Origin of the sequence: Mariprofundus ferrooxydans PV-1, assembly GCF_000153765.1 — a bacterium.
GTDB lineage: Bacteria > Pseudomonadota > Zetaproteobacteria > Mariprofundales > Mariprofundaceae > Mariprofundus > Mariprofundus ferrooxydans.
In genome coordinates, this window is the sequence record NZ_DS022294.1 from 1,356,526 (window position 1) to 1,375,429 (window position 18,904).

Below are 18,904 nucleotides of genomic sequence, written 5' to 3' on the forward strand. Positions count from 1 at the left end.
CTGCAGGCAGAGCGCAGTGATTCGACGAACCGGTTCACTCTGCTGATGCGACTGATTCTTTATCGTACCCTTGGCGGCAGTACTATTGCGCTGGCACTGGTTGTATGGGTCTACCAGAACGCGCCATATCAGCATTTGATTGTACTCATCGGCGGCTTGTTCATGTTGTTGCTGCTGTTGCAGGCCGGGCTGACATTCACTGCTTTTAGTGAGCGCAACCAGTGGGTGTTTCAGTTTGCATCCGATACCCTGCTCTCCTCCGGCCTGATCTTTGCCACCGGTGGCATCGACAGTCCGTTCTCTATTTTGCTCGGTTTACTGATTATCTCTGCCGGCGCCTTTGCATGGTTTATGCTGCCGCTGGCAATCACGATGGTGGCCTGTGCGGGTTATTTGACGGCGGTCTATAGCGAGATGTGGATGAGCAGAGAGCCGCTACCGGATACAGCGCAGGCTTTGCAGATTCTGCTGCAGGTTTCTGCGTTGATGCTGGTCGGCGGCATTATGGCGGCGATTGCCAGGCGCCATGCCGGTCTGCGCGACCGTAGTGACCGGGTGCTACGTCAGCATCGGAAATTACGCGATTTACACGACAAGCTGATGGAAGCGATGTGTGAGGGTGTGATTGTACTGGATGACCGGCTTGAACTGAGCGATATGAACAGTGCGGCAGCCGCACTGCTCGCGGGCAGGCCTGTTTCCGTATTAACGGCCATTCCCGAGGTTTACCATTGCCTGCATCAGCAGGGCAGGCATGCCTGTCAGTGTGAATACCGGCATGGTGAGCAGGTGTTACTGGTGGCCGTTACCCACCTGAGTAATGATGCGGATGCACGCTGGTTGCTGACGCTGGTTGATATCAGTGACTTGCGTCAGATGGAGTGGCAGATGCATCAGCAGGAAAAAATGGCGGCGCTGGGACAGATGGCGGCAATGCTGGCGCATGAAGTGCGCAATCCGGTCCAGATCATGGTGCAGGGGCTGGAGATGTTGCCGGGTGGAGAAGTGAAAGGAGTTAACATCCGTGATATTCTGCACGATGAAATGCTGCGCCTGAACAGGCTGGTTACGACAATGCTGGATTATTCACAGCCACTGAAGCGAGTGCCGAGTCTCAGTTATATGCCGGCCGTAATCAGGGCGTCCATGCAACAGCTGGATATGGCAAAACAGTGCGATATCGACATGCATTGTACGCTGGAGCAGTTACTGCTGGATAGCGATCACTTTCGGCTGGTTCTGGATAACCTGCTGGCCAATGCTGTAGCGAATAGCCCGCCGGGGAGTCCTGTCGGTATCAATCTGGATGCTGTTGGCGATCAGTGGTGTTTGCGTGTATGCAATCAGGGCCATATCAGTGAAGAGATGCAGGAGAAACTCTTCGAGCCGTTTGTCAGCGGTCGCGCTACCGGGATCGGTCTGGGGTTGGCAACAGTTAAGCAGGTATGCGATGTGAATGGGTGGAGTGTGAGTGTGAGGCAGGAGGATGGGCTGGTCTGCTTTTGTGTGAGTGCAGTGATTGAGACTGCTGCAGATGAAACGGCTCGGGGGTTACTACATGGCTGACTTGCTTCTTGTTGAGGATGAAGCCAATGCCCGTCGTATTCTGGCGCTGGGGCTGGAGTTGCAGGGACACAGGGTTACAACATGCGCGTCGCCTGAAGAGGCTGAAGCATGCATGAAGTCGGCCACTTTTGATGTGGTGCTGACCGATTTGCGCATGGACGGACGCGATGCCGGGCTTGAAGTGATTCGTATGAGCCGGATCCTGCAGCCGGATGCGCGGGTACTGTTGCTGACAGCCTATGCCAGCGCGGAAACGGCGGTGTTGGCGATGAAGCAGGGGGCTTTCGATTATCTTACCAAACCGGTATCGGGTGAAGCTTTGGCGGCAGCGGTAGAGCGGGCGCTGTTTGATGCGGTGGATGATCGTGATGATACGGCTTTGGTTGCAACGCAGGCAGTACCTGTCGCAGATGGAGTTGATGACGACGGCATATTGATTGGCGAGTCCGAGGTGATGCAGCGCGTGCGTCAGCGGCTGCAGCGGGCGGGCCAGTCCCAGTTTACCGTGCTGGTAAGCGGTGAGTCGGGAACAGGCAAGGAGTTGGCCGCTCGTTATGTGCATGCTTGCTCGACACGCAGCACGGGCCCATTTACGCCCGTACACTGCGGCGCTATACCCGAAGGGCTGTTTGAATCCGAATTGTTCGGATATCGCAAGGGTGCGTTTACCGGCGCCGAAGCTGACCGGGTCGGACTGGTTGAGGGGACCAATGGCGGCACCCTGTTCCTGGATGAGATTGGAGACATGCCGTTATCGGCGCAGGTCAAGCTACTCAGGGTGCTGCAGGAACGTCGCATTCGCCGGGTGGGCGACGACCGTGAACGTGATGTCGATATTCGTGTGATTGCCGCGACCAATCGCGACCTGGAAGAGGATGTCAGGCAGGGGCATTTCCGCGAAGATCTGTTTTTCAGACTCAATGTGGTGCCTGTACACATGCCTGCACTGAGGCAGCGGCGAGAAGATATTCCGGCATTGGCCCGGGCGATTGTACGGCGTTGGAGCGAAGGGCGGGGACGCCTTAGTGACAGCTGCCTGAAGAGACTGATGACACTGCCGTTTATGGGCAATGTGCGCGAACTGGAAAATCTGTTGCAACGCATGCTGGCGCTGTCGGACGATTATGAGCTGGACGTACCCCTGCTCGATGAGATGTATTCCGGCCTGCAGGATAATCCCCAGATATCCCTGCAGGCAATGCATGACGCGGACTTGAATCTGGATACGTGGCTGGAGATAAATGAACGCCAGTTGATCGATCAGGCGCTGTTGAAAACCGGCGGCAATATTACGCGTGCGGCGGAAGAGCTGGGCATCAGCTTTCGCTCGCTGCGTTATCGCCTGAAAAAAACCGGACAGGGAGAAGATCAGGAGTGATAGCCCTGATACTGTTATCAGGATTTCTGGGGTTTCTGGTCGGCAGCTTTGCCAATGTGTGCGTCTATCGCATTCCGCGCCGCGAATCGATTGTGCTGCCGGCCAGCCACTGTCCGGCTTGCAATCATGCGATTGCTCCGCTCGATAATATTCCGATATTTTCATGGCTGATGCTGCGTGGTCGCTGCCGCTACTGTCACAGCCGGATATCATGGCGCTATCCTCTGCTGGAGGCGTTGATGGGACTGAGCTGGGCGGGGCTGGCATGGCATTTCGGCCCTGAGCCGCAGCTGGCTATGGCGCTGGTGCTGTTATTTTTGTTGTGGGTGCTAAGCTTTATAGACTTGGAAACAGGCCTGCTTCCGGATGTATTGACCCTGCCGGGCATTGCGCTGGGGCTGCTGTTTTCCTGGTGGCTGGAGCATGGCCTGGATGCGCTAATCGGAGCGATCGCCGGTTACGCTATTCTCTGGTCGGTGAACAGGCTATTTTTGTTGTTTACCGGTCGCGAAGGGATGGGCTATGGTGATTTCAAGTTGCTGGCCATGCTCGGTGCATTTCTTGGCTGGCAGGCATTACCGTTTATCATTCTACTCTCATCTGTCATCGGTGTCGTAATCGGTAGTCTGTTTTTATGGGCCTCCCGTCGCGGCTTGCGTGCGGAAATTCCGTTCGGGCCGTATCTGGCTGCTGCCGGTATGATCTGGTTGCTGTGGGGGGATGCTATTCTGGGTTGGTATATGACGACTGCCGGCATGCAAGGGTGAGCCGTTTGCGTCGTATAGGACTGACAGGGGGCATCGGCAGTGGTAAATCGACGGCGGCATCCATGTTCAGGGAACTGGGGGTGCCGGTACTGGATCTGGATCGGGTAGGTCATGCGGTGACCATGCCCGACAGTGAGGGCCTGAAGGCTCTGGTGCAGGCATTCGGAGAGCGCATATGTCATACAGACGGGTCGCTCAACCGCCGGGCTCTGGCCGACTACTGCTTTGCCGATGCCGAGCGTACAGCGCAGCTTAACAGCATCATTCATCCGCTGATATGGCAACAGGAAGAGCTGTGGCTGGCCCGTCAGCAGGCGGACTATGCCCTGATTGAAGCATCGGTGTTGCTCGAATCGGGTGGAGCCTCGCGCATGGATCAGGTGGTGGTACTGCTGGCCGATGAATCACTCAGATTGCAGCGGGTACTCAGCCGTGGCAGGCACGATAAGACGGCATTCAGGGCGATCGTAGCCCGTCAGTGCGATGATGCGATGCGTCGCAGGTTGGCCAGCTATATCATAGATAATAACGGGGATCTCGCTGCCTTGCGTGATCAGGTAGGGCGTGTGCACACGCAACTGCTACTCTGTTGAGCTATGCAGAACAGGTGTGAATAGATTTATAGTGTTGACATGGTTTGCCAACCTATTTAGCAATGCAAACTGTTGCCGGCGCTTTCCTCCGGCGTTCCGGTTATCCATCAGGATTACTCAGCTATCGACCCTTTCAACACAATGATCAGGCAGCATGTTAACCTGTCAGGTTTTTTTGGAGTTTTCAATGTCTCAAGAGATCGAAACACCCGTGGCGGTGAAAGAAGCAACCCCTTCCGTTGATGCAGGTCAGGCTGATGCCCAGCCGCGTAAACGGGGGCGTCCCCGTAAGGTGGTGGCTGAGAAAAACGTTGATGTTGCCCAGGCGGCGCCAGACACAGAAGCTCCTGCAGTGAAGCCGCGCAAGCCAGCGAAACCACGCAAGAAGGCGGCGGAAGCTGCGACTGAAACAACTGAAAAGGTAGCGGACAAACCTGTCAGCCGTCGGCGTCCGGCCAAGGCAGATCAGCAGGGCCAGACATCAGGCACTGAAGCCGAAGTGAAGCAACTGGAACGTAACGAACTCCCGGCTAAATCGGGGAAGAAGAACGATGCTCCAGCCTCTGGGTCACAGGGGGCAAAACCTGTCCGTCAGGCGTCTGCCGGCAAGACGGAGAATGGCGAAAACAATCATTCTGATACGCGTCAGGAAGCCCGAAACGCAGATGATAAAGGCAGGCAACAGTCTGAGTCGTCAGAATCCGGTCGTCGTGGCCGCTGGCGTAACAAGGGTGAGCAGCAACAGCGCCCTGAAAAACCACGCCGCAAACGCGACGATGCAGAAGAGAAGATTTCCGACGAGATGGAAGGTGTGACGCTGAACCTGAAAGAGGTCTCGGCAAGAACACCGACAGAACTGCTGGAGCTGGCCGACTCCTATGGTATCGAAAATGCTGCAGGTATGCGCAAGCAGGAGCAGGTATCGGCAATCCTGCGCGCCCACGGACTGCGCAGTGGTACTATTTACAGCGAAGGTGTGCTGGAAATCCTGCCTGATGGATTCGGATTCCTGCGCTCGCCCGATGCAAACTACCTCTCCGGTTCGGATGATGTGTATGTCTCCACCCACCAGATTCGCCGCTTCTATCTGCGCAAGGGTGATACTGTTGCAGGAGAAATTCGTTCTCCCCGTCGCGGTGAGAAATATTTCGCTCTGAAAACCGTGGATACTACCAACGGCGAACCGCCGGAGGTGGCGCGCACCAAGGTACTGTTTGATAATCTTACGCCACTCTACCCGAACGAACGGCTGAAAATGGAGATCGATGATCCGACGCATAAGGATATAACGGGCCGGATCATTGATATTGTATCACCGATCGGCAAGGGACAGCGAGCTCTGCTGGTTGCCCCTCCGCGTACCGGTAAAACAGTGATGATGCAGTCCATTGCCCACTCGATTGCCGCCAATCATCCGGAAGTTGTGCTGATGGTGTTGCTGATTGATGAACGTCCTGAAGAAGTGACCGATATGAAACGCTCGGTGAAGGGCGAGGTGGTCTCATCGACCTTTGATGAGCCGGCGCAGCGCCATGTTCAGGTCTCCGAGATGGTGATTGAGAAGGCCAAACGACTGGTAGAGCATGGCCGTGATGTGGTGATCCTGCTTGATTCGATCACCCGTTTGGCGCGTGCCTATAACACGGTAGTTCCATCTTCGGGTAAAATTCTGACCGGTGGTGTGGATGCCAATGCGTTGCATCGGCCAAAGCGTTTTTTCGGTGCGGCGCGTAATATCGAAGGTGGCGGCAGTTTAACCATTATTGCCACGGCTCTGGTGGAAACAGGCTCCAAGATGGATGAGGTTATTTTCGAAGAGTTCAAGGGTACGGGCAATATGGAGATCAAGCTTGATCGCAAGCTGACAGACAAGCGCGTGTTCCCGTCTATCGATATTGCTCCCTCCGGCACACGTAAGGAAGAGCTGCTGACACCGCGTGAAGATCTGCAAAAAGTATGGATTCTGCGCAAGATACTCTCCCCGATGGGTACGATTGATGCGATGGAGTTTCTGATCGACAAGCTGGGACCAACAAAAAATAATGCCGAATTCTTTGATCGGATGAATCAGTAACAGCTGATTTGGCACCCGAACAGGTGGGGCGAAAGCCCTGAGGGCTACGATAGCCCGAATCAAAGCGCCTCCAGCGCGCCGTTCTTCTCTACTCAAATATGGATGAGGCCGGAAGATCTGGAAGGAGGGATCAACAACCAGAACCCTCCTTTTTTCGACATGACTAGATGCCGAGAGAGTCGGGCAGGTGATGGAATGTCGGGATATGATAATCCCATTCACCACTAGCCTCATGGCATATATGCACCGTCTTGCAGCCGAGTTCGCGCGCAGCTTGCAGATTATCTGCCATATCATCCACAACCAGCGTGCGTGCAGGCAGCGCACCTTCGAGTGAAATCAGCCTGGCCAGTGTTTCTGATGACGGTTTCGGGATATAGTGATTGAATCGTATATCGTAGATACGCTGAAAGTGGTGGGCAATGCCGAGAGCTGCGAGAATACGCTCTGCATGCTCGCGGATGCCGTTGGTATGAATGACCTTGTGATAAGGCAGGCGTGAGAGCGCATCATCCAGCGCATAATCGACGGTCAATATCTGATGGGCATCCACATCGTGAACATCATGCAGAAAAGCTTCCGGCTCCATATCGTGATGCAGCATCATACCGCGCAGGGTGGTGCCGTACTCTTTCCAGTATTTCACTCGCAGGCGATCAGCCTCTTCCCTCTCTACGCCCAGCTCTCTGGCGACAAATGCGGTCATGCGCTTGTCCATACGCGCAAATACACCGCTGTCGGCGGCATAGAGGGTGTTATCCAGATCAATGACGGCTAAATCAAATGGCATGTGCTCATGCTAGCAGGGGTAGCGTAGTACAAATAGTGCGCATCTGGGGGGAAAAACGACGCTTGTGAGTATCTGGCGCTGATCACTATCCTCAAAATGGCTTGATAATTTCACCGGTGTTTACCTTTGCCTGTTGCCAGGGGCACTGTGTGAAATGATGCTGATGACAGGAGTAATATTATGGATGCCAAGATCAACCGTTCACATATCGGAAAGGAAATATTAACTACGATTGCTGCCAGCAATATTGAAACCCGGGTTTATGACGGACGCTTTGTAGAAGGTCCGCATGCGCAGGAATATGGTGCGGTGCTGCATGAACATACAGACATTTACCGCCTCTATTACAGCTTTCATGGCGTCGGTGTGGATATTATTGCACACAATATTCATCTTGTTCTTACGACCAGCGACTATGGTACACCGTTGCATGAGTATATGTGGCTGTTTATCGGCCAGTCAGCTGTGGGCAGAATATTCAGTGAGGAGGTGATTCCCGAGTATGCACGCATCATGATTTCACAAAGGATGCTGCATGAGCATCACCATCTGGCGCATGCATTCCTGCACCAGATCGATAAAATCATATGCGATGACTAAATAAAGGAAGTAAAAAAAACGGGTGGTTGCGGCAGCGTGTTATGTGCAAAAAATGCGCCGTCCGGGCCAAACTGAACCGCAACGCGTGTCATCCCGCTGCCGCTGCTTCCTTCCGGACCTGACGGGGTTCACGGGGGTTCACCGTGCGGGGCTCAACCCGGACGACACCTGGGTTCCACCTTAAGTGGAAACTGGTGGTGAGACAAAAGCCTCACGAAACTTGAGATATTGGACAGGCTGAGAGGGATTGATTCGGATCATCCATGATCCTCACCCTTTGGGCAGTCTGGCGACTGTCTAAATCGGCAATCGTGCCGATTTATCGAACCCTCAGCGAGTGTTCTCACACCCTCTATCTCAAGTTTAAATGAACGGGGCGCTACAAAAGCGCTCCGTTCGTTTAAACTGGCGGAGAGAGAGGGATTCGAACCCTCGGTACGCTTTCACGTACACACGCTTTCCAGGCGTGCTCCTTCGACCGCTCAGACATCTCTCCATATCCCTTTTTACGGGGCGGCGGATAGTAAGGTTCAACGCCCTGATCCGCAAGAAAGATTTAGTTTCACTCTTTCAGAGGTGCAGGCTCACCGAAGTAGTAACCCTGCATGGCATTGATCCCCAGAGCCTGCATGGTTTCAGCATCGGCCGCTGTTTCTATCTGTTCAGCGATGATTTCGATATCCAGTCCGTGGGCAATATCGGCCACTGTTTGCAGGAAGAAACGGTTGTCATTGTTGACGGTAATGTCGCGTGTATAGCTGCCGCTGAGCTTGATATAATCCACTTTCAGCTGACGCATAGTCTGGAATGAGCTGAGCCTGGTGCCAAAATGTTCCATGACGACCTTGCCGCGATGAGCATGTATCAGTGCGATGAAAGCCGTGGCCTGTTCGATTTGTTGCAGCAGACCATGCTCGCTGATCTCGAACAGTAGATGGCCGTCCGTATCGCCATGGTGGTTAAGATGATTTTCCAGCCAGCTAATGAATGACGGATTATTGATCGAGTGTGGGGAGAGGTTGACGGCCAGTGGCGACGTTGTGGCGTGACCGGCTTCGATCAGGCCGGTTGCCCGTGTGATGACAAACTGATCCAGTGTTGTATTGAGCTCCAGTCTGTCGGCCATAGAGGTGAAGACGCCGGGGGTGGCAAGTATGTTACCGTCCTGGTCCTGAATGCGAATCCGTAACTCTGTGTAGAGCACCTGTCGTTGCAGGTTGAAAACCGGTTGCGCTAACAGGTGAATATCGTTGTTGAGCATGGCCTTCTCGATGAGCTGTTTCCATGCGATATTACCCGGTACTTCGCTTTTTTTGCTTTGAATCACGAAGCCGTTTCCGCCCAGATGAGATGCTTCTGCAAGGGCTGCGTCGGCATCACTCATGATTTCACTCATGGTGCTGGTCTCATGAAATAACGCAATACCGGTGTGAGCCAGCTCCGCCATATCGATGGTGTTTGCCAACCGGTTTATCGCATTGCTTATGCTCTGCCCAAATTCAGCCGCCTTGTCGCTATCGACCAGCGGTAAAATAACGCCAAAATCAGTATCTGTGATACGAGCCGCAGTGGACATGTGGTAGGCGTTAGCCGTCAGGCTGATTTTTTTCGCGATATCGATTAGTAAATCATCACCGGCCTGAATGCCATGGAGCCGGTTATAATCGGCAAAACCACTGATCCGGATGACGGCAAGTGAACCTGTCCCACCCTGTTCCTTGTCATGGATGATATTCTCCAGCATGGCATTAAATGCCCGGCGATTTGCCAATCCGGTCAAGCTGTCGTCAAGCGAGTCCCGGCGCATCTGTTCTGCCTGAGTGGTCAGTTCATTGATGATTCCCTGGACTTTGGCGGACATTTTGTTCATAGCCAGTACCACGCGCCTTAACTCGCGTGTGCGTGGAAGATGCTCCTGAATCGGAAAACCTCTTTCACAGATAGCCATAGCCTGTTTCTCAACGGCATTTAATGGGCGAAGAATGGTTCTGAGAATCAGCAGCACAGCTACCAGGGATGCCATAAATGCGAGCGATGACCATAACAACGTTTGCAGCGTGGTTTCCCATAATTTTTGGTAGGCAAATCCCGGATGGGCGACAAGGGTGAGGCGACCGGCCTGGGCCCAACCCGTGGTAATGAGTGATTCTGCCTTTGGTGTTTGCAGGCTCAGATGATCAATAAACCACTGTGGAACCCCTTCAATGTGCGATGTGTTTTCGCGCGAAATCAATACCTTGCCGGTCATGGTGGTCAGCAGAAGCGATTTGTAATAGCCGCTGTCAAAAGCGGCACTGACCATGGTGTCCATGGCCGCTATATCTCCGTGCTGCATATGGGGCACGAGCGACAGACCGAGTGAATCGGCTGCATTTTGTGTCTGTGTTGCCAGTTGCAACAACAGATAGGAGCGGGTGTTGTCCACGGAGATCCAGATTGTACCTGAGAAGATCAGAAATACTGTGATGGAGATAAGGGTCATGAGTTGACGGGAGAGTGTCATAATCGACTCCTATTGTGTCATGCTTTTGGCAGTATAGCTACGACCACGTTCGCGCTGCTGCATACGTAAATTCAGATCGCGCCACAGGTTGATGCGCTGAGAACCGCCGGTGACCAGGCGGCCTTGCCCCCGCTCCTTGGACATCCACAGGTTGCTACCGTTGAAACTGTAAACAGGCAACAGGTCGGTACGCCGGGATGCCGGTTCAATGTCGGGGATGAGGTTGTCAAGAATCAGTGGGTCGCTTTGCGGGGTTTCATACCAGGCGAGCACCATATGAGCCTCATTCAGGCGCAAGGCTTTGACATAGGTGATACGCAGGTGATCGTCAGGTACGCCCATCTCGCGCAGGGTAAAGTACTTGGCGATGGAAAAATCTTCACAGTCACCGCCATTGGAGGCCAGAAATTCAACCGGTGTGGCCCAATAATCCGTGCGATGCCAATGCTGAAGGTCTGAGACAAAGGGTATATGGTTGAAGAAATCATTGACCGTGTGAATGCGATCCCGCTCGCTGGTATGATGTATCTGGGCGGACTCAATCAGATGTTGCCAGTCAACCACCCGCTCTTTGGCGCTGTTGCCGTATTTCTGTGCTATCTGAGCGAGAAACTCGGGTGTGAAAGTGTCATTGTCGGCCGTTGCAGCCGTTGCTACGAGTACCATAACCAGGAGCAGGAGGCGGTGAACGCAGCTCATACGAGTGACGAGCAGGTATTAGGCATGACATCAGGCATGGGCGGGTTTGCATGTATGCCCAAACACAGCTGATCGAGGCGTTGCCTTAGGCTGCTTGAGATATAGCTGGAAGTGAGTCATAGGATGAAGCATATATGAAAATATTGAGGGTGAAAGCAGTGTGCCTCCACCCTCAATATTTAGATTATGCAAAACTCAAGAATCAGCGCTTGAGCTGCATTAATGATGAAAGCATCTGATCCGTGGTCAGGATGGTCTTGGAGTTTGCTTCATAGCCACGCTGAACAACGATCAATTTCACGAATTCGGCAGCCAGATCCACATTGGATTGCTCCAAGCCGTACGGCGTAATCGTGCCCATGCCGCCGTTGCCGGGTTTTTCCAGTACAGGGGAGCCGGACTGAATGGTTTCCTGCATCAGATTCCCGCCGACATGGTTGAGTACGGCATCATTGGGGAATTTGGCCAGAGCGACCTGAAACAGGGCACGGCGCTGGCCGTTAGTGAATGTGCCGGAAACGGTTCCGGAGGAGTCTGTGGTCAAGGTATCCAGGAAGCCAGCAGCATAACCGTCTTTTGACACTTGTCGGGTGGCAAAAGCGCCTGCCATCTGTACCGTGGCATCAAGACCGGTGCCTGTAATGCCCTGGGAATCGGCCGTTGCGACAGGGTAGAGTGTGCCTTGACCTGCAGCATTGCCGAAGTTCAGTGTGATGGTGCTGGCTGCGGAGCCCGACCAGTTAAACGTAGCCGGAGGGGCATTTTCCTGTACCAGTTCGCCGGCCGGGCCGAAGACTAGCGTCTGTGTGCCGATGGCTGTGACGGTACCACCGGCACTGACGGTCGATGCGGTGGGGGCGCCTACTTCGGTGGGGGTACCGGCTGTGCCGCCGACAATTTCCTTACCATCGACAGATGTATGATAGTCCCAGACATTATTGCCGGCTGCATCCTGTCCCATGCGTGTGAACTGCTGGCTGACGACATGGGTGGCTCCCAATGCATCAAATACGGTCACGTCGGATTTGAAATGGAATGTGGCTGGGTCAGCTGGGTTGAAAACGGTGCCGGTCGGTAGCACTGGTGCGGTGGAGTCGAGCGTGAGTGACGAGGTGACATTGGCGGTTGATTTTGCCTGGGCTGCCAGATTGCCGAATGAAAGGTCAGTGGCGCTTCCAATGGCTTTCCCGGAGAGGGGGTCGATAGCATAGCCCTGAACAATATTGCCACCGCCATCAATCAGGTTGAAGTTTTTGTCCAGCTGGAAGGAGCCGGCACGGGAGTAGCTGGTCTGATTGGTAGCCGGATCCCGCAAGGCGAACAGGCCATTGCCGTTAATAGCCATATCCGTTGCACTGGATGTGTTCTGAATGGATCCCTGCATCTGGTTACGAGAGATGGTGCCGATTTTGACACCATTACCGACTTGTTGAGAGCCCGTGCTGGACACACCAATCGTCTGGGACAATACGTCCGTGAAGCTGACGCTTTGGCTTTTGAAGCCGATAGAGTTGACGTTGGCAATATTGTCACCTACGACACGCACAGCCTCGCCGAATGAAGTTAAGCCACTTGCGCCTGAAAATAATGCATTATAAATACCCATGATAGTCTCCTTATAAGTCCTTTTTTATAGTCTGATTTCAGTGATGTTGGCTTGTGAGCTGGCAATGCCGCCAATGATCATTGTTGTGCCATTTGCCGAGAAACGTACGGCATCGACAGTGCCGGATTGTTCGATATGAGATGTGACTGCTGCTCCCTGAGCATCGGTTGCCTGAACATTAATGGTGTATTTTCCCTGTGCGGCTGCAGCGCCACTGTCGGTGATACCATCCCAGCTTAAATTACTGCCACCTGCAGGCAGGTTCTTCAGGTTAATGGTGCGTACCGGCGTGCCGGTGCTATCGGATACGGTGATCTGAGCTTGTGCCGCAGGGTGATCGGTAACAACAGAGAAATTCGATGCTGTACCGGTATAGTTAATCTGGTCTTGTTGTACTGTGACGTTTTTGCCAAGGTAACTGGCACCATTGCTGGATGTTGCCTTCTGCGTGCTGCTTGCATCTACCAACTGCTGAAGCAGAGCATTGCTGCTGGTTTGTTGCTCAACCATATTGAACTGAGCCAGCTGGCTGGACATCTGCGTTGGATCCTGCGGTTTGAGCGGGTTCTGATTCTGCATCTGGGCCACCAGAAGTTTAAGAAAAATATCTTTTTTACCCAGATCATTTTGTGTGGTTCTTGTTGTCTGGGCAGCCTGGCCGGATGCGGTGGCGGCTGTAGGTGTGAGCATATATATCCTCCTAGATGTGAATGCTTAGACCGCTGTCGCTATGGAAGGCGGAGTGGCGGTTAGCTGCGATGGGTGATGTTTTTACGTTATCAGTGCTGTTTTTATCCGGTTGTGAGCCACCGGATGACTGGCGATCGCCAAAGCCGGATGAGGCTTGTCCCCCATGTGATCCCATGGAGAAGCCCGAGAGGTTCAAACCCTGCTCTGCCAGTGCATGCCTGATGGCCGGTAGTTGCTGATCCATTGCTGTTCTGGTTCCCGACTGATCGACAATCATATGGATCTGAATCTGTTTGCTGGCATCTGTTTGCAATGAGATGTGGATTTTTCCGAGGTTGACGGGATCCAGTTGGATTTCCAGTTTGGTCTGACCATTTTTTGCCGATTGGGCAATGTGTTGGATGGAATCAAACATGGTCATGGTGGGGGTCGGGCGGTGGTTTAAATATTGTTGAAAGTGGCTGGCCGAGACAGATGCTGAGGCAGGCCGGTTATCGGCAGAGGTGACCTGAAAACTGTGGGGCTCCTGATTACCTTTGTCGCCCGACTGCTGTCCGCTATCGCCCTGGGCAAGTCCCTGCGTTAAAGCTTCGGCTGTGGATGTGCCGGCTGCTGCTGGGGGCTGCGATGGTTGCTGTGTTGTGACATTGTGCAGAGCCACCGGACTCACGCGTTCGGTTCCGGCATTTTGTTTGGCTTCGCTGGCATGTTTGACTTTTTCATTTTTTGCCAAGCCAGCAGCTTGTTTCTCACCCTTGACTGATGGGATGGCCCGGCTAAATACGGTACTCTCAGGTGCCTGCTCCGATGTTTGCGGGCTGTTTTGCATTGCTGCTGCTGTGGATACAGTAGCACTGCTCCTCGCCGTCATTACTTTATCTTCGGCGCTGCTGCCTGCCTGGGTGCTAGGTGCCTGTTTTGCAGGCTGACTCTGTTTGCCTGCTGTGAACGCTGTTGCCGCTGCCGCAAGCTTCGTTTGACTGTTGAATTTTGGCTGCTCTGCATCATCCCCTTTAGTCGCGATCTGGATAGAAGTCTCTTTGGCCTGAGCAACAGGCGTACTGAATTGCTTGCCGCCAGCAGTGGCTTGCACGGGGCCAGCTTTGTGGGGGCCGGCCTGTAATGCTGCAGCTTTGGCGCCAGCAACAGGTGTGTTGATCTGTTTGTTGTCAGGGGCTTGCAGTGGTGCAGCTTTGGCATCAGCAACAGGTGTGTTGATCTGCTTGCCGTCAACGGTTTGCACCGGGGCTGCTTTGTGAACTTCAGCCTGCAGCGGTGCAGTAGTTTTGGCATCAGCAACAGGTGTGTTGATCTGCTTGCTATCAACGGTTTGCACCGGGGCTGCTTTGTGAACCTCAGCCTGCAGTGGTGCAGTAGTTTTGGCACCAGCAATCGGTGTGTTGACCTGTTTGTTGTCAGGGGCTTGCAGTGGCGCAGCTTTGGCATCAGCAACAGGTGTGTTGATCTGCTTGCTGTCAACGGTTTGCACCGGAGCTGCTTTGTGAACCTCAGCCTGCAATGGCGCAGCTTTGGCATCAGCAATCGGTGTGTTGACCTGTTTGTTGTCAGGGGCCTGCAGTGGCACAGCTTTGGCATCAGCAACAGGTGTGTTGATCTGCTTGCCGTCAACGGTTTGCACCGGGGCTGCTTTGTGAACCTCAGCCTGCAATGGCGCAGCTTTGGCATCAGCAACAGGTGTGTTGATCTGCTTGCCGTCAACGGTTTGCACCGGGGCTGCTTTGTGAACTTCAGCCTGCAGCGGTGCAGTAGTTTTGGCATCAGCAACAGGTGTGTTGATCTGCTTGCTATCAACGGTTTGCACCGGGGCTGCTTTGTGAACCTCAGCCTGCAATGGCGCAGCTTTGGCATCAGCAACAGGCGTGTTGATCTGCTTGCTATCAACGGTTTGCACTGGGGCTGCTTTGTGAACTTCAGCCTGCAGCGGTGCAGTACTTTTGTCGTCAGCAACAGGCGTGTTGATTTGCTTGCCGTCAGTGGTTTGTAACCGTACTTCTTTAGTATCAGTAGTCTGAGTATTACCCTGCTTGTGTCCGTGAGCTGCCTGCACTGATGTGTCTTTAGTTGATGTGACGGGTACTGTTTTATTCTGTTTGCCTGAGTTGCTGCCGAAGTGGATTGTCTGCCTCTTCCCTTCCGTAGTTTCATCAGGGTTAAACTGGAAGGCTGTAGACTTCGGAGTTGTGGCATGCGGCTGGCTTAATATTTGTAGGGCTACGGCCTGAACGGTTGAGCCATCTTCGGAGTTGTTGATCTGTGGAGTGGCGAGCTTTGTTGCTGTGGCTGGTCCGGTCAACAGCTCTTTCTGTATTGATTTCTGTTGTCCCAGTGTGATGTGCTGTACAATAGTAAATTTCGGCTGCTGGTTGTCGGCGGGAGATGCGTTGCCTTCACTACCCTTACCTTGTTTGCCAAGTATGGCCATAAGTTTAGCAAACAAGCCCGAGGCTGCCTGTTTGCCGGTGCTGGCGCTCTTTTCTGCGATGCCGGATGAGCCGGGTCCCGTCACTTGTTCTATCATATCATTGACAGAGCAGGATGGGGGCCATATTAAAAACCTATATTAATCAATTATTTACAGTTTTCGTCGACCATTCTTTCCGGAAATAAGTTCCCATTCGGGGAAAAAGTTTCCGCTAGGGATTGTGCAGTTTGTGCCGGCGATTATGAATCAGTAAGGATGGAAAATGCAGATGCAGGCGCGAGCGCCTGCATCTGTGGTCAGCCAAGGAGAAAAGAAGTAATCAGTCAGGCGAACTCTGGCCGATGACGATCAACTCAACCACCTCCTGCCGGTACTGTGTCCATGAGTGACGGGATACCGGGTTTCCGAATGGGTTGAGAATGATCTGGAACTGTCTGAGACAGGAGAAGTCCTCTTCGCGCGGGAATATTTTGCGAATGGCATCCTGCACAGGGTCTGACCATATGAAGCTCTCCTGCAGCCGGTAGCCGATCCAGACGTAACCCTGATTCAGCAGGGTAGCAAACAGGGCTTCAGCATCTTCGGGTAACTCCTGTTTTACTTCCAAGGCGAGCAGGTTCATCTCATCGGAATCGCCGACATCACCCATCATATCATCAATGATATGGCGCAGTACGCGTTGCAGCTCATAGGAGCCCTCGTTTTCCGATGCATACATGTGAAAGCTGGTATGGGCCAGATAAGTGCCGTAGAACTCATCAGGCACGGTGACGTGAATCTCCATAGGGAAATCGAATCGCTCCAGCTCCTGCTGCAGCAGACGCGCCTGTTCACGGTTTTCCATGACAGGAAAGATGTCAGGGGAGCCATTCTGTTCCCGGACAATAGTGACCAGGTGTGACAGGACGGTTGCGATACTGGCATAAGCTGCCGTCGCCAAGTGTAGCGGCCGTGAAAGCAGGATGCGATCAGCACCCAGCACATAAGGGCGCAGGAAATTCATATCAGAGAAATCCCAGTGTATGATTTCGGCGCTAATACGCCCGTTGGCTCCCGGTGTTTCATCGAAACGTCTGCGCAGATAGCTTAACTGCTCTTCCCGCTCATCCGGGCTGAGGTCATCAATCAGAGTGACTTTGATCTGCTCGAATTCAGACAGTAACCGTTGTAACAGTAGCGGCAGGCTGCCGATCCAGCCGGTAATCAGCAGGTTCAGTGTTTTACCGTGGCTGGCTGGGCGGATGCTGCTTGTATCGAGCACCTGTTCAGGCAGTGGGAGGTGATTCAGTCGTTTAACAGTGTAATATGCCTCTGCATTGAGGGCATTGGCATTGATGGCAATACCTAGCATGGAGGGAATGTTCAGCGGTAACTTGAGCTGGTTGAGTTTGTACAACGGGTGAGCCTGGCCAGCCTCATCCACCAGCGCCAGCAGCGTAGCTCCCCGCACAAGCAGGCGAGCTGCCAATGTGGTAGTTTCCATGGACGCACTGTTGTCGGGAAGAAACAGATGAATGGCACCGTCAACATGATCGAGACGCCCTCCCCATTCGCTGATCTGCAGGGATGATTCTTCGGTGCGCTCGGGAATCATCAATCGCTCCATCACCTGATCGAAATCCCGATAAATCAGAATGTTGCGGAACATATTTGCACGTACATCTGCCTGGGAGTGCACCACGGTAGGCTTGTTGTAAAACGACTGCGTATCCCAGCCAATCTGTAGCATATGCTGATGTGAGTTCAGATGAGGATGGGCCATTCCCGGTGTAGCATAGTTCAGGTAGATATCGGGGTTGACCTTGCGAATTGCAATCAGTGAGAAGGTGGCTAATGCCAGATTCTCGGCGCTGCTGTGGCCCTCCGGAATCGATATGATCGCCTGTCTGGCATGCGCCAGGTTGACTCGCTGTAAGGATGCAACCTCCTCCAGGTTTCCCCAGCGATAGGATACCCATGTATGCTCAATGAGTTCTTCAGGCATATGTTCGCTGTTATGCAGAATCACCAGCTTCAGTTTGGAAAAGCTGCGTTCCGAGATAATTTTTAACTGCGACAGGATAAACGGAGAAACAGCCGACCAGCCAAGCATGACCATATGATTGGTAATATTCAGCCGTTCATTACGTAATTTGGCCATTAAGCCGGAAACAATGCTGGCACCGATGCCGATAAAAAAGGCGAAAATAAAGACGCCGAGTATGACGGCGAGTACCGAGATGAAGGCGATTTCAGTATTGTCCGGATAGTAAATGACATTGCCCGGGTCAGTGAAAAGGCGGAAGGCGAACCAAATTGGCGCCAGCATGCCCTTGTCTTCCGGGTTCAGGTGGCCATTCTGATCGTAATCAAAGTCGGCCATGGTGAAGTGACCGATGACACCGCCGCCTATTGAGAGCACGCCGAGCAGCAGCACGATCAGGTTGATCTCCTGCATGAACTGACCTTCTCGCATCACGTCTTTGAGGTTGCGGAGAATCACCATCCATGGTCTGAGCAGGCGGATCAGGCGCAGCATACGCAAGGCTCCACCGTAAGGGATAAAAGCAAAAGCCGGAATCATGACGATGGTGGCGACCAGATCCACTGTCCAGTAGAACCATTCGGAAACCTTGTCACGTTTAGTTTCGAATTTGATGTTGCGCATGATCAGGAAGCGGATTGCCAGCTCCACACTGAAGAAAATGATGATAATCCACATCATCGTATCCTCAGCAAAAAACGACATCAGAATGATCAGCGAGATCAACATGCCGTAGGTTGGTGAATACATCGCGCTTTGCAGGTCGATATAACGGAACATGCGAAGTGTTCGCAGCAGGTAGACGGCGCGCAGCAGGCGTGCGGCAGCTATGTTTTCAGCATCAAGCGGGATATTGAAAATGGTAATCAGCAGAGAAGCGATACCGATCAGATCGAGCACCAGAAACAGTGCATCAATTTTTTGGTTCAGTGATGAGCGATACGGGTTGGTGCGCCGTTTGTTCAGCATGATGGCAAAGCGCAAGCCCAGTTCGAAAGAGAAAAAGATAAACAGGGCTGTGGCAAGCAGGCGGTTATGGCTGAATGAAAGTGCAATCAGCCCCATCATCAGAAAGCCGAAGCGAGGATGCATCAACACCCATTCCATGTGATGATAAAACAGTGGACGGTCACTGAACACAGAATTCATAATGTTAAACCTCGATATAATAT

General features: G+C 53.1%; 13 protein-coding genes, 1 tRNA gene and 1 other RNA gene. 6 read left to right on the plus strand and 9 right to left on the minus strand.

Annotated elements, in window-relative coordinates; genetic code table 11:
* The first annotated feature begins 45 nt into the window (after nucleotides 1-45).
* From SPV1_RS06200 to rho, 5 genes are all read left to right on the plus strand, one after another.
* Nucleotides 46-1,566 (plus strand): sensor histidine kinase, encoded by a 1,521-nt coding sequence (locus SPV1_RS06200; protein WP_009850287.1) that lies wholly within the window; start codon nucleotides 46-48, stop codon nucleotides 1,564-1,566.
* Complete coding sequence (locus SPV1_RS06205) at nucleotides 1,559-2,944, plus strand: sigma-54-dependent transcriptional regulator (RefSeq protein WP_009850288.1); 1,386 nt, start codon at nucleotides 1,559-1,561, stop codon at nucleotides 2,942-2,944. The genes SPV1_RS06200 and SPV1_RS06205 overlap by 8 nt, the downstream gene beginning before the upstream one ends.
* Nucleotides 2,941-3,711 (plus strand): prepilin peptidase, encoded by a 771-nt coding sequence (locus SPV1_RS06210; RefSeq protein WP_009850289.1) that lies wholly within the window; start codon nucleotides 2,941-2,943, stop codon nucleotides 3,709-3,711. Before SPV1_RS06205 ends, SPV1_RS06210 begins: the two co-directional genes overlap by 4 nt.
* Complete coding sequence (gene coaE / locus SPV1_RS06215; RefSeq protein WP_009850290.1) at nucleotides 3,708-4,304, plus strand: dephospho-CoA kinase; 597 nt, start codon at nucleotides 3,708-3,710, stop codon at nucleotides 4,302-4,304. Before SPV1_RS06210 ends, coaE begins: the two co-directional genes overlap by 4 nt.
* A gap of 154 nt (nucleotides 4,305-4,458) precedes the next feature.
* Complete coding sequence (gene rho / locus SPV1_RS06220) at nucleotides 4,459-6,378, plus strand: transcription termination factor Rho (protein WP_009850291.1); 1,920 nt, start codon at nucleotides 4,459-4,461, stop codon at nucleotides 6,376-6,378.
* Between the two features lie 163 nt (nucleotides 6,379-6,541).
* On the opposite strand, the gene SPV1_RS06225 is transcribed toward rho, so the two are convergent.
* Complete coding sequence (locus tag SPV1_RS06225; RefSeq protein WP_009850292.1) at nucleotides 6,542-7,168, minus strand: pyrimidine 5'-nucleotidase; 627 nt, start codon at nucleotides 7,166-7,168, stop codon at nucleotides 6,542-6,544.
* Nucleotides 7,169-7,348: 180 nt separating this feature from the next.
* Here SPV1_RS06225 and SPV1_RS06230 point away from each other — a divergent pair, with 180 nt between their 5' ends.
* Complete coding sequence (locus SPV1_RS06230) at nucleotides 7,349-7,768, plus strand: hypothetical protein (RefSeq protein ID WP_009850293.1); 420 nt, start codon at nucleotides 7,349-7,351, stop codon at nucleotides 7,766-7,768.
* 61 nt (nucleotides 7,769-7,829) lie between these two features.
* Here SPV1_RS06230 and ffs read toward each other — a convergent pair.
* The 8 genes from ffs to SPV1_RS06265 form a co-directional block, all read right to left on the minus strand.
* Nucleotides 7,830-7,926, minus strand: an RNA gene (gene ffs / locus SPV1_RS14155) — signal recognition particle sRNA small type.
* Between the two features lie 248 nt (nucleotides 7,927-8,174).
* Nucleotides 8,175-8,264, minus strand: a tRNA-Ser gene (locus tag SPV1_RS06235).
* A gap of 66 nt (nucleotides 8,265-8,330) precedes the next feature.
* The gene (locus tag SPV1_RS06240; RefSeq protein ID WP_040881529.1) at nucleotides 8,331-10,271 is read right to left on the minus strand and encodes a bifunctional diguanylate cyclase/phosphodiesterase; all 1,941 of its coding nucleotides are present in this window, start codon (nucleotides 10,269-10,271) and stop codon (nucleotides 8,331-8,333) included.
* Nucleotides 10,272-10,280: 9 nt separating this feature from the next.
* Nucleotides 10,281-10,970, minus strand: a complete 690-nt coding sequence (locus tag SPV1_RS06245; RefSeq protein ID WP_009850295.1) for a transglutaminase-like cysteine peptidase — start codon at nucleotides 10,968-10,970, stop codon at nucleotides 10,281-10,283.
* A 202-nt stretch (nucleotides 10,971-11,172) separates the two neighbouring features.
* Nucleotides 11,173-12,576, minus strand: a complete 1,404-nt coding sequence (locus SPV1_RS06250) for a flagellar hook protein FlgE (RefSeq protein WP_009850296.1) — start codon at nucleotides 12,574-12,576, stop codon at nucleotides 11,173-11,175.
* Nucleotides 12,577-12,600: 24 nt separating this feature from the next.
* Nucleotides 12,601-13,266, minus strand: coding sequence for a flagellar hook assembly protein FlgD (locus SPV1_RS06255; RefSeq protein ID WP_009850297.1), 666 nt, complete (start codon nucleotides 13,264-13,266; stop codon nucleotides 12,601-12,603).
* Nucleotides 13,267-13,276: 10 nt separating this feature from the next.
* Nucleotides 13,277-15,805, minus strand: a complete 2,529-nt coding sequence (locus SPV1_RS06260) for a flagellar hook-length control protein FliK (protein WP_009850298.1) — start codon at nucleotides 15,803-15,805, stop codon at nucleotides 13,277-13,279.
* 223 nt (nucleotides 15,806-16,028) lie between these two features.
* Entirely contained in the window at nucleotides 16,029-18,881 is a 2,853-nt protein-coding gene (locus SPV1_RS06265; protein ID WP_009850299.1) for a hypothetical protein, read from the minus strand.
* Between the last annotated feature and the right edge of the window lie 23 nt (nucleotides 18,882-18,904).